Here is a 14,056-nt window from a genome sequence, read left to right as displayed (position 1 = left end):
CCAAGGACCCCGGCCCATCCCACAGCGGCATTGCCTGCCCCACCCCAACCTGGAGAACCCCATGCTCGACGACACCATGAAGCAACAGCTGCAGGCCTACCTGGGCAAGCTGCAGCGCCCCATCCGCCTGATCGCCTCGCTGGACGATGGCGCCAGTTCGGCTGAGCTGCGTGCCCTGTTGCAGGACATCGCCAGCCTGTCCGACCAGGTGAGCTTCGACGAGAGCGGCAGCGATGCGCGCAAGCCTTCTTTCGTGATCGCCCGCGAAGGCGAGAGCACCGGTGTGCGTTTTGCCGGCATCCCCCTGGGCCACGAGTTCACCTCTCTGGTGCTGGCCCTGCTGTGGACCGGCGGCCACCCGCCGAAGGTCGATGCCGACGTCATCGAACAGATCAAGGCCCTGGACGGCGACTTCCAGTTCGAGGTCTACATGTCCCTGAGCTGCCACAACTGCCCGGACGTGGTGCAGGCGACCAGCCTGATGGCCATCCTGAACCCGCGCGTTCAGACCACGGTGATCGACGGCGCCCTGTTCCAGGCGGAAGTGGACGAACGCCAGATCATGGCCGTGCCCATGACCTACCTCAACGGCCAGGTCTTCGCCTCCGGTCGCATGACGGTCGAAGAGATCGTCGCCAAGCTCGACGTGAAATCCGAAGCGCGCGAGGCGGCCAAGCTGTCGGCCAAGGACCCCTATGACGTGCTGATCGTCGGCGGCGGCCCGGCCGGTGCAGCCGCTGCCGTGTACGCCGCGCGCAAGGGCATCCGCGTGGGCGTGGCGGCCGAGCGTTTCGGTGGCCAGGTCAACGACACCATGGCCATCGAGAACTACATCTCGGTGCTGGAGACCGACGGCCCCAAGTTCGCAGCGGCCCTCGAAGCCCAGGTACGTCACTACGAAGTGGACATCATGAACCTGCAGCGCGCCGACAAGCTGATCCCGGCCGAGGAGCCGGGTGGCCTGGTCGAAGTGCAGATGGCCAATGGCGGCGTGCTCCAGGCCAGGAGCGTCATCCTGTCCACCGGCGCGCGCTGGCGCAACGTCAACGTGCCGGGTGAGCAGGCGTACAAGAACCGCGGCGTGGCCTATTGCCCGCACTGCGACGGTCCCCTGTTCAAGGGCAAGCGTGTCGCGGTGATCGGCGGCGGAAACTCCGGTGTGGAAGCGGCCATCGACCTGGCCGGCATCGTGCAGCACGTGACGCTGATCGAGTTTGCCGACGCGCTCAAGGCCGATGCCGTGCTGGTGAGCAAGCTCAGGAGCCTGCCCAATGTGAGCATCCACCTCAATGCGCAGACCACCGAGATCACCGGTGACGGCAGCAAGGTCAACGGCCTGGGCTACAAGGACCGCGTGAGCGGTGAGACCAGGCATGTCGAGCTCGAGGGCGTGTTCGTGCAGATCGGCCTGGTGCCCAACACCGAATGGCTCAAGGGCACGCTGGAGCTGAGCCGCTACGGCGAGATCGTGGTCGATGCCAAGGGCCATACCAATGTGGCAGGGGTGTTCGCCGCCGGCGACTGCACGACCGTGCCCTACAAGCAGATCGTGATCGCTGCGGGCGAGGGTGCCAAGGCCGCACTGAGCGCCTTCGACCACCTGATCCGTACGCCGGTGGCCGAGGCCGTGGCCGTGGCCGCCTGATTTCCAGGCCACGTTGCCGGAAAGGGACAGCGCTACCAAGCCTGTCCCTTTTTTCATGGGCGCCAGTCCGGGTGCCGGTCGCTGCTCTTATGATGGCCTGCCAACAAAAGTGGAGGGCAGTTCATGTCTATCGGTTCCGCGATCTTCTGGGGTGTGGTGGTCGTCGTCGGCGTGTACGTCGTCATGCTCTACAACGGCCTGGTGCAGCTCAAGCACAACTTGGCCAAGGCCTGGGCCAATATCGACGTGTCGCTCAAGCAGCGCCATGACGAACTGCCCAAGCTGGTCGAGGTCTGCAAGCAATACAAGCAGTTCGAGCAGGCCACCCTGCAGTCGGTGATCGAGGCGCGCAGCCGCGTGCAGAGCGCGCGCGAGGCGCACGACGTGCCGGCCCTCAGCCGGGCCGAAGGCGCGCTGCGCACCGGCCTGGGCCAGATCTTCGCCGTGGCCGAGGCCTACCCCGAACTGAAGGCCAACGAGCACTTCATGCAGCTGCAGCAGCGCATCAGTTCGCTGGAGAGCCTGATCTCCGACCGCCGCGAGCTCTACAACGAGTCGGTCAACCTGAACAATGTGCGGGTCGACTCCTTCCCCGACGCGCTGGTCGCGCGCATCTTCAACTTCAAGCACCACCCGCTGCTCGAATTCGCCGACCACGAGAAGGCCGACGTCGACGTGCGCCAGCTCTTCAGCAGCTGACCGGTTGAGGGCAAAGCACCGTCGGCTGCCATGCGCTGGCCTCTTTCCTTTGGGCGCTTCGGCAGTTCGCTGCATGCCGGCCTGGCCTTCGGGCAGTTCGTGCTGCTGGTCGTGGGTTTCCATACCGGTCGACGCGAGGTCTGGCTGGGCGTGCTTGCCGGTATCGTGCTGTTGTCTCTGCTGGGCTGGGTGGGCGCCCTGCGGCGGCGCCATGCCATCACGGGCATGCCGACGTCGCGCATCGCCAGCGCGGCCCAGGGTTATGTGGAACTGCACGGCCAGGGCCGGCCACTGGACCTCAACCCCCTGCATTCACCGCTGAGCGGTGCGCCATGCCTCTGGTACCGCTACCAGGTCGAGCACAAGAACAGCGAGGACAAATGGGAGACGGTGGAGCAGGCCGAGAGCCAGACCAGCTTCGTGCTCGACGACGGCAGCGGCCAGTGCCTGGTCGATCCCGAGGGCGCCGAGATCGTGACGCGGCACTGCCGGCGCTGGAACGATGGCGACTACCGTTACGTGGAGTGGACGCTGCAGCAGCGGGACCGCATCTACGTGCTTGGCAATTTCCTGACGCGCCATCCCAGCCAGGGCTTGGACGCCGGCGCGGACGTGCGCGAGCTGCTGGCGCAATGGAAGACGGACCAGACCGGCCTGCTGCGTCGCTTCGATCTCGATCGCGACGGTCAGCTGGACGAACGCGAGTGGGGGCTGGCACGACGGCTGGCGCGCGGCGAGGTCGAGAAGCGCCACCGCGAACTGCGGCGCCAGCCCGAGCTGCATCTGGTCGAGGGCGCGCCCTCCAGCCTCTACCTCATCAGCAACCACGAACCCGACAAGCTGGCTCGGCGTTTCCTCTGGATGGCCGCGGGCCAGCTGCTGGTGTTTTTCCTCGCCCTGGGCTGGCTGGCCTGGTGGTGGCAGCAGGCAGCCTGAGTTCAGGCCGTGCCGAACTTGGTGTTGAACTCGATGCCGATCTTTTGCAGCACCGGGGTGGGCAGCAGGCCACCCGCGCAGACGATCACGGCATCGTTGCGGTAGCGCTGCGGAATGCCGTCGGTGTCGATGATGACCAGGGTCTCGTCGATGGAACGCACATTGGACTTCAGCAGCACGCGGATACGCCCGGCTTTCTGCTGTTGCTCCAGCAGCATGCGGTTCTTCTGCTTCACGCGGGCGAAGGCCTCGCTGCGGTAGGACAGGGTGACGTCCGTGCCCTGTTCCTGCGACAGGGCAATCGCTGCCTCCAGCGCGCTGTCGCCGCCGCCCACCACCAGCACGGCCTGGCCCTGGTACTGCGCGGGATCGATCAGGCGGTAGGTGACCTTGGCGCTTTCTTCGCCGGGGACTTCCAGCTTGCGCGGCGTGCCACGCCGGCCCATGGCCAGCAGCACGGTGCGCGCGGTGTACTTGCCGCGGTTGGTGTGCACCACGAAGCGTCCGTTGTCCTTGTCAATGCTCTCCATGCGTTCGCGGAAGGAGATCTTCAGGCCGGTCTTCTTCACGATGTCCATCCAGAAGTCGATCAGCTTTTCCTTCTGCACCTCGGTGAACCTGACCTTGCCGACCAGGTCCAGCTCGAAAGGTGCCGTCATGGCGATCTTCTGGCGTGGGTAGTGGAAGACCGCGCCGCCCAGCGAATCCTCCTGCTCGATCACCTTGTAGCGCAGCTTGTGGTGGATGGCCGAGAGGCCTGCCGACAGGCCTGCCGGGCCGCAGCCGACGATGACGACGTCGAAGTCTGCCTGGCCGCTGCCGAGCTTCTTGCGGATCGCGGCGATGGCGTCGCGGCCCTGCTGGGCAGCCTTGCGGATCAGGCCCATGCCGCCGAGTTCGCCGGCGATGAAGATGCCCGGCACATTGGTCTCGAAGTCAGGGCTGATATTGGGAATGTCGATGCCGCGTTTCTCGGTGCCGAACACCAGCGTGATGGCCTCGGTCGGGCAGGCGGCCAGGCAGGCGCCGTGCCCGATGCAGGCGGCGGCATTTTTCAAGGCCATCTTGCCGTTGATCACCCCCAGGGCTTCTTCGGGGCAGGACTTGGCGCAGGCGCCCGAGCCCATGCAGCGACTGGGGTCCACGATGGGATGCAAGGAGGCCGGCTCGGCGAGGCCGCTTTGCACGGCCACTTCCAGCGCGGCCACGTCCTGCGCATGCTTGCGGAAGTAACGCCGCAGGTAGAGCGTGATGATGATCAGGATCGCGATGAGGTAGACATAGAGGTAGTTCATGGCGACAGTGGCTTTGCGGTTCGCGGGTGATGGGTTCAGGGGGTGACGGTGTCGCGGATGTCCAGCGTGAGTGACGTGGCACCCGGGCTGACAGGACCGGTCTGGCCGCCCAGGTCGCCGGGCTGGGCGCGGGCCTCGCCGCTCTTGCTGACGCGGGCCTCGACGATGACCTGTTTGGCTCCCGACAGCCTGGCCGCCGGCGACATGGCCAGGCTGTCGTCCAGCGTGAAGCGGTAGGGCAGGTCGCGCACCTGCTTGCGCAGGATGGCCAGCGGCATGCGCGAACCCTGGGCGTCGCGGGCAAAGATGAACACCGTGTCGTCGGGGTTGACCTGGCGGGCCAGCGCGGGGGCCAGCGTGACGGTACCGCTGATGCTGGTGGCCAGGGCTGCGGCGGGGGGTGTTGCGGCAGTCGCCGTCAGGCCGGCGTGCTCGCGGGCCTGGGCCAGGCCGGGCGCGATCTGCTGCACCAGTTCGTTGTCCGGCGTGCCGTAGTCCGTCAGCTGCTGCCAGTATTTGACGGCGCCCTTGTAGTCCTTGCGTTCATAGGCATGGGTGCCGGCCAGGGCCAGGGCCTTGAGGTTGCGCGGGTCGGCCTTGAGGGCGCGCTCCACCCACTTCATGGGTTCGCCGGCCAGCTGGCGCTTGTTCTTCAGCGCCAGTGCGTCGGCGTAGTCGGCCAGCAGATCGGCGTCGTCGCGGCGCAGGGCCACGGCCCGCTCGTAGGCCTTGAGCGCGTCGGCGTGGCGGCCGATCACCGTGTAGGAGCGCGCCAGCATGGCCCAGCCCTCGGTGTTCTTCGGATCGTCCTTCAGGCGTTCGGCCAGCGCATCCACCATGGACGCCATCTGCTCGGCATCGGTGGCGTGCGGGGCCACTTCACCGCTGGTGTGCGGATTGGTGCGCACGCTGTCGGCGCCACCGGCCAGCTGACCCGGCGAGCCGGTCCACCAGTAGCCGGCCGCGGCGACCAGCACCACCAGTGCGGCCACGCCAGCGACGAGGCGGCGCGAGCTGCGGGCTGGCGCGGGCGGGTTCATCACGAGTTCGAGCAGGCGCTGCTCCAGCGGCGCGCGGGCCTGGTCGTACTGGTCTTGCGGCAGGGCGCCGGTGCGGTGCAAGTCGCGCAGCTGCAGCAGCTGCTGCTTGAGGGTGTTCAGGTCGTGGGTCATGGTCGTGTCGTGGGTGGGGTCAGCCGGCTTCGGGCGGCAGCGGGTCGGGTTCGAACTGGTCGTCGGCGAGCTTGCTGCGTCGGCGCAGTACCAGCACCAGCGTGGCGACGCCGGCAACGAGCAGCAGTGCAGGACCGAACCACAGCAGCAGGGTGCTGCTCCGGAGCGGCGGGCGATAAAGCACGAAGTCGCCATAGCGCGCGGTCATGAAATCGATGATCTGCTGTTCGCTGTCACCGCGCTGCAGCATCTCGCGCACCTGCTGGCGCAGGTCGGTGGCCAGGCCCGACTGTGAATCGGCGATGGTCTGGTTCTGGCAGACCAGGCAGCGCAGCTCGGCTGTGATGCGCGCCATGCGGGCTTCCAGCACGGGGTCGGCGGCAGCGGGCGCGGCTTCGCCGGCGCAGGTCAGGCTGGCCGTGAGGGCCAGCAGCAGGGGCAGAAGGAGCTTAGCCATGGAGTTGCCTCAGCAGGGGTTCGATGCGCTCGCGGATGACCTCGGGCGTGAGCGGCCCGATGTGCTTGTAGCGCACCACGCCCGCGCGGTCGATGACAAAGGTCTCGGGTACGCCGTAGACGCCCCAGTCGATGCCGACACGGCCGTCGGGATCGAACAGCGAGGTCTCATAGGGGTCGCCGTAGTTGGCCAGCCAGCGCAGGCCGGCGCTGCGTTGGTCCTTGTAGTTCAGGCCATAGACCGGCACCAGCCGGCGTTTGGCGAAGTCCAGCAGCACCGGGTGCTCCTCGCGGCAAGCCGTGCACCACGAGGCCCAGACGTTGAGCATCCAGACCTGGCCCAGCAGGTCCTCGCGGCGGATGGTCAGGCTGGGCTGGTCCAGGCGCGTGAGCGCGAAGCCGGGCGCGGGTTTGCCGATCAGGGGTGAGGGCACCTCCTTGGGATCGAGCTTGAGGCCAGCGGCCAGGAAACCCGCCAGCGCAAGAAAGATGAGCAGCGGGATGAGGTAACGCCAATACCTGTTCATGTGCCGGCTCCCGGTTCGCGCCGGCTGCGGTAGCGCCGGTCGCTGGCGGCCAACGCTCCGCCCAGCGCCATCAGCAGGCAGCCGCCCCAGATCCAGTCGATGAAGGGCTTGACGTAGATACGCACGATCCAGGCATTGCCTTCCACCGCTTCGCCCAGCGAGACATAGAGGTCGCGCGTGAGGCCGACGTCGATGGCGGCCTCGGTCATGGGGTTCTGCTGCACGCGGTAGACGCGCTTCTCCGGTTTCAGTTCGGCGACCTGGCGCTCGTTCTGCGTCACCTCCACCAGGCCCTGCACGGCGTCGTAGTTGGGGCCTCGCACATCGCGCAGGCCGCGCAGCGTGAAGGTGTAGCCGCGCAGCGTGGTGCTGTCGCCCGGGTTCATGCGCACGTCGCGCTCCACTTCGTAGCCCTTGACCATGACCACGCCGAAGCAGAAGGCAGCCATGCCCAGATGCGCCAGCAGCATGCCCACGGCTGCGCGCGGGATCTGGCGCAGCTTGCGCCAGATTTGTGCGGCGCCCGCGCCTTGCGGACGGATGCGTTCCCACAGGTCGGTGAGCACCGACGCGACGATCCAGAAGGTCATCAGGAGCCCGAAGGTCGCCACCAGATGGATCTGGCCAGCCAGCCAGCCGGTCAGCAGGGCCGCCACCACGGCCGCGCCCAGCGCCCAGCGCAGGCGCCGCGCCAGGTCGGGCAGCTCCGCCTGTTTCCAGCGCGCCAGCGGGCCCACGCCCATCAGGAAGAGCACCGGCGTCATCAGTGGCATGAAGACCGTGTCGAAATAAGGCGGGCCGACCGAGATCTTGCCCACGCCCAGCGCGTCGAGCAGCAACGGGTAGAGCGTGCCCAGCAGCACCGCTGCGGCGGCGACCAGCAGCAGCACGTTGTTGCCCAACAGGGCGGTTTCGCGCGAGACCAGGGCGAAGCGCGCCCCGAGGCCGACCCTGGGCGCACGCCAGGCGTAGAGCGCCAGCGAAGCGCCGATCACCACCGTCAGCAGGCCCAGGATGAAGAGGCCGCGCCGGGGGTCGGTGGCGAAGGCATGCACCGAGGACAGCACGCCCGAGCGGACCAGGAAAGTGCCCAGCAGCGAGAGCGAGAAGGCCAGGATGGCCAGCAGCACGGTCCAGGATTTGAAGCTGCCACGTTTTTCCGTGACGGCCAGCGAATGCATCAGCGCCGTACCGACCAGCCAGGGCATGAAGGAGGCGTTTTCCACCGGGTCCCAAAACCACCAGCCGCCCCAGCCCAGTTCGTAATAGGCCCAGGCACTGCCTAGCGCAATGCCCAGCGTAAGGAAGAGCCAGGCCACCGTGGTCCAGGGCCGGGTCCAGCGCGCCCAGGTGGCATCGAGCTTGCCGCCCATCAGCGCGGCGATGGCGAAGGCGTAGGCCACCGAGAAGCCCACATAACCCATGTAGAGCAGCGGCGGGTGGAACACCATGCCCGGGTCCTGCAGCAGGGGGTTCAGGTCGCGGCCGTCGGCCGGCACCGGGAACAGGCGCTCGAAGGGATTGGAGGTGACGAGCATGAACAGCAGGAAGCCCAGTGCTACCAGACCCATCACGGCCAGGATGCGTGCCACCACCGCCGGCGGCAGATGCCGGCTGAAGCGCGCTACCGCCACCATCCACAGACATAGCATCAGTACCCACAGCAGCAGCGAGCCTTCATGCCCGCCCCAGACCCCGGCGATGCGGTAGGCCAGGGGCAGGGCGGTGTTGGAGTTGGAGGCGACGTACAGCACGGAGAAATCGTGGCGCACGAAGGACGCCACCAGGCAGACAAACGCCAGCACCACCAGCAGCGCCAGGGCGTAGGACAGGGGCCGGGCCAGCGCCATCCAGTCGGTGCGGCCACGGGCGGCGCCAGCCAGCGGCAGGGCGCCCAGAACGAGCGAGGTGCCCAGCGCCAGCCAGAGCAGGAAATGGCCAATCTCGGGAGTCATGGTTTTTTCTCCGTGGCCGCTGCGGGGGATGAGGCCTTGGCGGCAGCCTGCAGGGCTTGCGCCGCCTCCGGCGGCATGTAGTTCTCGTCGTGTTTGGCCAGCACCTCACGGGCCTGGAAGACGCCGTCTCTCAGCTGCCCCTGGGCCACGACGCCTTTACCCTCCTTGAACAGGTCGGGCAGGATGCCCTCGAAGCGCACGGGGATGGCCCGCGCCGTGTCGGTCACGATGAAGCTGACCATCAGCCCGTCGCGTTTGACGGAGCCCTGCTCCACCAGGCCGCCCAGGCGGAAGGTCCGGCCCTGTGGCACCTCGTTCGCGGCCACCTGCGTGGGCGAGTAGAAGAAAACGAGGTTGCTCTGGAAGGCGTTGAGCACGAGGGCGACCACGGCCCCCAGCACCAGCACGACACCGGCAGCAATCGCCATCTTGCGGTGACGCGGTTTCATGTCAGCGTCCCTCCGGCAGCTTGTCGTGTGCCTGGTCCAGCGCACGTCGGTGACGCCGCTGGACCAGAACCGGTTCCAGCAGCATCAGCAGCAACACCAGTGCGTAGGCACCCCACACGTAGAGACCGTAACCACCCATGGCTACGAAGTCATCGAAGCTGATCCAGTTCATGCAGTTTCCTTGTTCGTGTCCCGGGCCAGGGCCTGCACCCATTCGGCATCGGTTTCGCGTTCGAGAATGATCGCGCGCGTGCGGCTAAAGACCACGGCGAAGGCATAGGCCCAGAAGGCCACGGTCATCACCAGCATGGCGGCCAGCATGGTGCTGGCCATCGTGGGGGCGGCGGTCATGCTGATGCTGGCGCCCTGGTGCAGGGTGTTCCACCAGCGCACCGAGAAATAGATGACGGGCACGTTGATGGCGCCCACCAGGGCCAGCAGGGCACCGGCGTGGTCGGCGCGCCGTGTGTCGTCGATCGACTCGACCAGGGCGATGTAGCCCAGGTAGAGGAAGAGCAGGATGAGCTCGGAGGTCAGACGCGCATCCCAGACCCACCAGGTGCCCCAGGTCGGCTTGCCCCACAGGGCACCGGTCCACAGTGCCATCACGGTGAACAGGGCGCCGGTGGGCGCCAGCGCGCGCGCCACCATGGAAGCCAGCCGGGCATTGAAGGCCCAGCCCACCACGGCCCAGCCGGCCATGGCCAGGTAGAGCAGCATGGACATCCACGCGGCCGGCACGTGGATGAAGATGATGCGATAGGACTCGCCCTGGGTGGCATCGGTAGGGGCGACGAAAAACCCCATGTACAACCCCAGCACCGTGCCCAGCAGGGCCAGCGCGTAGAGCCAAGGTGTGAGCTGGCCGGCCAGCGCATAAAAACGTGAAGGGGCTGCGTAGGTGAAGAAGCGGAAGGTGGGGAGCATGTCAATCGACCGAAATGTTCAATGCGGCGGCGGTCGCCAGCGGGGCGCCCAGCAGGCAGAGCAGCAGCAGCGCCGCCAGCAGCGAAAGGTGGCCTTGCACGGGCAGTCCGGCCTCGGCGGCCGTCACGGCCCCGGCCCCGAAGATCAGTACCGGGATGCACAGCGGCAGCACCAGCAGCAGCACCAGCACACCGCCATTGCGCAGGCCCAGGGTGAGCGCCGCCCCGATGCCGCCCAGCAGGCTGAGGATGGGCGTGCCCAGCAGCAGCCCCAGGGTCAGCACGCCGATGGACGCAGAGGACATGCCGAAGAGCAAGCCGAGCAGCGGCGCCAGCAGCAGCAGCGGCAGGCCCGTCAGCAGCCAGTGCGCCAGGGCCTTGCCGCCAGCCAGCAGCGTGAGTGAGCGGCGCGACAGCAGCATCTGTTCCAGCGTGCCGTCGGCATGGTCGCTGCCGTAGAGCGAGGTGAGCGAGAGCATGCTGGACAGCAGGGCGCAGACCCAGACGATGCCAGGCCCGATCTCGCGCAGGGTCTGCGGTTCGGGCCCGACACCGAACGGAAACAGGCTGGACGCGACCAAGAAGAAGACGAGGGGCAGCAACATTTCGATACGGCGCCGCGCCGCCAGACGCAGGTCGCGCAGCAGGATGAGTGCGAAGGAGCTGTTACGCATGTGCAGCCCTCGCGTCCAGATCCAGCACCATCACGGGGAGGCCAGGCCGGGTGAAGGGGATGTGGCTGCTCAGGATGACGGCACCCTGGCGCTGCAGGTGCTCGCGGATCAACTGCAGCACGATGTCCATGCCCGTGGCATCCAGGGCGTCGAAGGGTTCGTCCAGGACCCAGACGGCCGGCTGGTCTTCGAGGGCCAGGCGCGCCAGGGCCACGCGGCGACGCTGTCCCTGCGAAAGGGTGCGCACGCCACGCCGGCTGCTTTGCTGCACCTGCAGGCGTTGCAGGGCGCCGTCGATGGCCGCGACGCGATGCTCGCGGCCATGCAGGCTGGCGAGGAACTGCAGGGCTTCGCGGGCACTCAGGTCATCCTTGAGTGCGGTGTTGTGCCCGATGTAGACGGGGCTGGCGGCCATGGGGTCCACCTCGCCTGTCTCAGGGCGCGACAATCCCACCAGCGTGCGCAACAGACTGGTCTTGCCGCTGCCGTTCTGTCCGCGCAGCCAGCACAGCTGGCCCGGGGCGAGCGTGAGGTCAAGGTCGCGAAACAGCCATGCGCGGCCACGCCGCAAGGCCAGCCTGCGGGCCGACAGCAGAGGGGAACGGACGTGCTCAGAAATCGTAGCGCCCCCCGAAATAGTAGAACACCCGTCTCGCCGATTCCATGCGCAACGGTCCTTCCGAATTGGATATTTCATACTGCAATTCGGATTCCAGCGAAACGTGCTTGAGCACGCGGTAGGTCAGGCGCACGCCAGGTGTCCAGCGCACGATGCGCGTGTCGGTGTTGTCTGTTTGCGTGTAGTAGCGCAGCGATGGCTCGACCTGCCACTGCTCGTTCAAGCCGGTCAGGTTGTTGTAGGTCAGCATCTGCCCGTTGTAGGTCGGACCGGTCAGGAACGACAGGTTGAAGACGTGCGTGTCTCGGTTCGAGTAGAGGTTGGTGCCGATCAGCTGCAGGCCCAGGCTCCAGAGATTGCCGGTGGCTGCCTGGCCTTGGGGCAGGATCACGTCCACCGGGGGGATTTCGTCGATGCTGGTGTAGTTGATATTCCCGCCGGTCTGCCAGCGCTTGGTGATCGGTGTCGTGTAGCCCAGCATGGCCTGGTTCTGGAACGGCGTGATGCCCCGGACCCGCGTGACCAGCGTGTCCAGTGGGGTCGTCAACAGCAGTTCGCGGATGGTCCGTGCGATCGTCGGCGTCGAAGGGTCCTGGAAGAACAGGGCGTTGCCCAGTGACAGCAGCGGCGAGGTGCGCCGGTCCACCAGGAAATTGAGAACGCTGTTGTCAGCGTAGATCATGGTGCCTTGCAGGGCGGCAATATTGGTGCGCTGGAACACCATGTCGTAGTCCAGTTGGCCGAACATGGACAGGCCCCCGCTGAAATAGCGCAATTCGGTGCCGTAGGCCTGCCGGTCGGTTTCACCGTCGATGGTCTGCTGGATCGCATAGATGTTGCCGCTGAGTTCGCGGGTCAGTGCCTCGGCCTCCAGCGACACGCCGGTGAAACGGCGCTGGGTGTCGAGCAGGTCGTCCGAGGGCTTGCCGAGTACGCCGCTGACGCGCCACTTGGGTGCGAAGCCGTAGCCTGCCTGGATGCCGTCGAAGCGATAGAGCACGCCGCCGCCCGAGGGGGATTGGCGGCCGACGCGGAAGTTGGTGCCGTTGACGAAAGAGCGCTGGTCGAAGTACATCGCCGTCAGACGGTTGCGCCCGGAGCTGTTGGGCAGGAGGTTCGCGGTTCCCGTATCGCGGAACACGAAGCGCATGTCCTTTTCGCTGTCCCGATGGCGCCAGTTGAGGTCGGTGGTGGCCTGGATCTGGCTGAGATCGTTGGCCGACAGCGTGCTGTCGGACTGAAGCACCGGAAGGCCATTGATCGGCGAGTTCTGGAAATCCTGCGTCCGCGTCTGGGACTGGCCACCATAGTAGAACAGCGAGATGGAACCGCTCGTGCTTGACGCGGGTTCCACCACGGCTGGTTGAGAAACCGGCACCGCCGCTGCGGGCAGGGTCGCCAGTTGCCGGCGGACCTGGTCACTGTCGGCGCCGGACGGATAGATCTCCAGGAACAGTTCGAACTCGCGGCGCGCACCTTCTGCGTCACCGTTCTTGAGCCTTGCAAACCCGATCAACTGCTGCGCTGCGCGCGAAGAGCTGTTGTTGGGCAGGTTCAGCACGGTGTTGAGCGTGTCGGTCGCCGCTGCAAAGTCCCCCTGGTTGTAGGCGCGTTGAGCATCGGCAAGCAGCAGGCGGGCCTTGTCGTTGTATTCGGCTGCAATCTGAGGACTGGGGACTGCCGCCTCGGCCGGTGCAGAGGGCGCGGCTGCCAATGGCAGAGGGGCCACAGGTGCCGCCGGCGTCGGGGTCGGTGCCGTCGCGACCGGAGCGGGCGCCGTCGCGACCGGAGCGGGCGCCGTCGCAGGCGCCGTTCCCGTTTGCTGAGTGGCTGCCGATGGTGCAGGGGCCGTCGCCGCCGCGGGCGGGGCGGCTGCAGCCGCGGTGGCTGATGGCGCCGCCGTGGCCCGGGTGGGCGGTACTGCGGTCCGCAGGTCGATGACTGTGGCGCCGGGGAAACGGCGCTCCAGGCGCGTGCGTGCACTCTCAGCGGCGGCCTGGGACGGGAAGTAACCCAGATTGATTTCGTAGAAATTCCGGCCGTTGACCACGCGCTGCGAGGTGTAGAGCGACTTGTCCTGGAATTCGGCCGGAACCGAGGCCCGCATCGCCTGCCCAGGTTCGTTCGAGCTTTGCAGGCGCACGGCGTAGACCTGGCTGCTGGCGGCGGTGGCCAGCGAGGCCGGCACGGCGGCCTGGGTGGGGATGAGTGCGCTGATGGCGGCACCGCGGCCCTCGAGCACGATTTCAATGCCTTGGCGATCCCGTCCTGCGCGCACACGATAGCGGGTGTCTTCACCAAAACGCAGCAGAAGGCGACGGCTGACATTGTCGCGAGCGACGTCCTCGTCCGTCAGCAGCATGTTGGGCAGGCCACGCAGGCCGGTGATGTGGCGTTCGCTGGTGATCTGGTTGAGCCGCTCCGAGGTTGGCAGCACGCCGTAGTAGATCTGCACGGACTGGCCATTGCTGCTCGACACGGTCCGCTGAAGCTGCACGGGGGTGACGAAGCGCACCTGCACGACGGCATGTTCGCCTTCGCGGCGCAGTTCGATCTCTTCCAGCAGTTGGGCCTGCGCGGTGCCCAGCAAAGCCGCCTGCAGGCAGGCGGCCAGGACCCAGCGTATGTTTTTTCTTGTCATGGCGATGATAAAAGGGACTTGCAATGCCCTATCGACCTGCGGATCGGGTCGGGGCAAGGAAA

14 protein-coding genes are annotated in these 14,056 nt (G+C 66.9%); 3 read left to right on the top strand and 11 right to left on the bottom strand.

Annotated elements, in window-relative coordinates; genetic code table 11:
• Positions 1-61 precede the first annotated feature (61 nt).
• From ahpF to AC1RRP_RS02520, 3 genes are all read left to right on the top strand, one after another.
• Entirely contained in the window at positions 62-1,645 is a 1,584-nt protein-coding gene (ahpF, locus tag AC1RRP_RS02530) for an alkyl hydroperoxide reductase subunit F (protein WP_493032932.1), read from the top strand.
• 123 nt (positions 1,646-1,768) lie between these two features.
• Positions 1,769-2,344: a LemA family protein gene (locus AC1RRP_RS02525; protein WP_493032930.1), complete on the top strand. Its 576-nt coding sequence runs from the start codon at positions 1,769-1,771 to the stop codon at positions 2,342-2,344.
• A 30-nt stretch (positions 2,345-2,374) separates the two neighbouring features.
• Positions 2,375-3,280, top strand: coding sequence for a GIDE domain-containing protein (locus AC1RRP_RS02520; RefSeq protein WP_493032928.1), 906 nt, complete (start codon positions 2,375-2,377; stop codon positions 3,278-3,280).
• 2 nt (positions 3,281-3,282) lie between these two features.
• Here AC1RRP_RS02520 and AC1RRP_RS02515 read toward each other — a convergent pair whose 3' ends face one another.
• From AC1RRP_RS02515 to AC1RRP_RS02465, 11 genes are read right to left on the bottom strand one after another with little or no spacing between them, the layout of a single operon-like run.
• Positions 3,283-4,575, bottom strand: coding sequence for an NAD(P)-binding domain-containing protein (locus tag AC1RRP_RS02515; RefSeq protein ID WP_493032926.1), 1,293 nt, complete (start codon positions 4,573-4,575; stop codon positions 3,283-3,285).
• Between the two features lie 35 nt (positions 4,576-4,610).
• The gene (gene ccmI, locus AC1RRP_RS02510; protein ID WP_493032924.1) at positions 4,611-5,747 is read right to left on the bottom strand and encodes a c-type cytochrome biogenesis protein CcmI; all 1,137 of its coding nucleotides are present in this window, start codon (positions 5,745-5,747) and stop codon (positions 4,611-4,613) included.
• 19 nt (positions 5,748-5,766) lie between these two features.
• A complete protein-coding gene (locus AC1RRP_RS02505; protein WP_493032922.1) occupies positions 5,767-6,204 on the bottom strand; it encodes a cytochrome c-type biogenesis protein in 438 nt (145 codons plus the stop codon).
• Positions 6,197-6,730 carry a DsbE family thiol:disulfide interchange protein gene (locus AC1RRP_RS02500; RefSeq protein WP_493032920.1) on the bottom strand — a complete coding sequence of 178 codons (534 nt, stop codon included), beginning with the start codon at positions 6,728-6,730 and terminating at the stop codon, positions 6,197-6,199. Before AC1RRP_RS02500 ends, AC1RRP_RS02505 begins: the two co-directional genes overlap by 8 nt.
• The gene (locus AC1RRP_RS02495; RefSeq protein WP_493032918.1) at positions 6,727-8,685 is read right to left on the bottom strand and encodes a heme lyase CcmF/NrfE family subunit; all 1,959 of its coding nucleotides are present in this window, start codon (positions 8,683-8,685) and stop codon (positions 6,727-6,729) included. The genes AC1RRP_RS02500 and AC1RRP_RS02495 overlap by 4 nt, the downstream gene beginning before the upstream one ends.
• The gene (ccmE, locus tag AC1RRP_RS02490) at positions 8,682-9,134 is read right to left on the bottom strand and encodes a cytochrome c maturation protein CcmE (protein ID WP_493032916.1); all 453 of its coding nucleotides are present in this window, start codon (positions 9,132-9,134) and stop codon (positions 8,682-8,684) included. Before ccmE ends, AC1RRP_RS02495 begins: the two co-directional genes overlap by 4 nt.
• A 1-nt stretch (position 9,135) precedes the next feature.
• Complete coding sequence (gene ccmD / locus AC1RRP_RS02485; protein ID WP_493032914.1) at positions 9,136-9,306, bottom strand: heme exporter protein CcmD; 171 nt, start codon at positions 9,304-9,306, stop codon at positions 9,136-9,138.
• The gene (ccmC, locus tag AC1RRP_RS02480; protein WP_493032912.1) at positions 9,303-10,061 is read right to left on the bottom strand and encodes a heme ABC transporter permease CcmC; all 759 of its coding nucleotides are present in this window, start codon (positions 10,059-10,061) and stop codon (positions 9,303-9,305) included. Before ccmC ends, ccmD begins: the two co-directional genes overlap by 4 nt.
• 1 nt (position 10,062) lies before the next feature.
• The gene (ccmB, locus tag AC1RRP_RS02475; protein WP_493032910.1) at positions 10,063-10,734 is read right to left on the bottom strand and encodes a heme exporter protein CcmB; all 672 of its coding nucleotides are present in this window, start codon (positions 10,732-10,734) and stop codon (positions 10,063-10,065) included.
• On the bottom strand, positions 10,727-11,431 hold the full coding sequence (gene ccmA / locus AC1RRP_RS02470) for a heme ABC exporter ATP-binding protein CcmA (protein ID WP_493032908.1): 705 nt from the start codon (positions 11,429-11,431) through the stop codon (positions 10,727-10,729). The genes ccmB and ccmA overlap by 8 nt, the downstream gene beginning before the upstream one ends.
• Entirely contained in the window at positions 11,346-13,994 is a 2,649-nt protein-coding gene (locus tag AC1RRP_RS02465; RefSeq protein ID WP_493032906.1) for an SPOR domain-containing protein, read from the bottom strand. Before AC1RRP_RS02465 ends, ccmA begins: the two co-directional genes overlap by 86 nt.
• Positions 13,995-14,056 lie beyond the last annotated feature (62 nt).

It is taken from the genome of Hylemonella sp. GW821-FHT12C09 (assembly GCF_058807395.1).
This window is presented reverse-complemented; position numbering and strand designations above follow the sequence as displayed.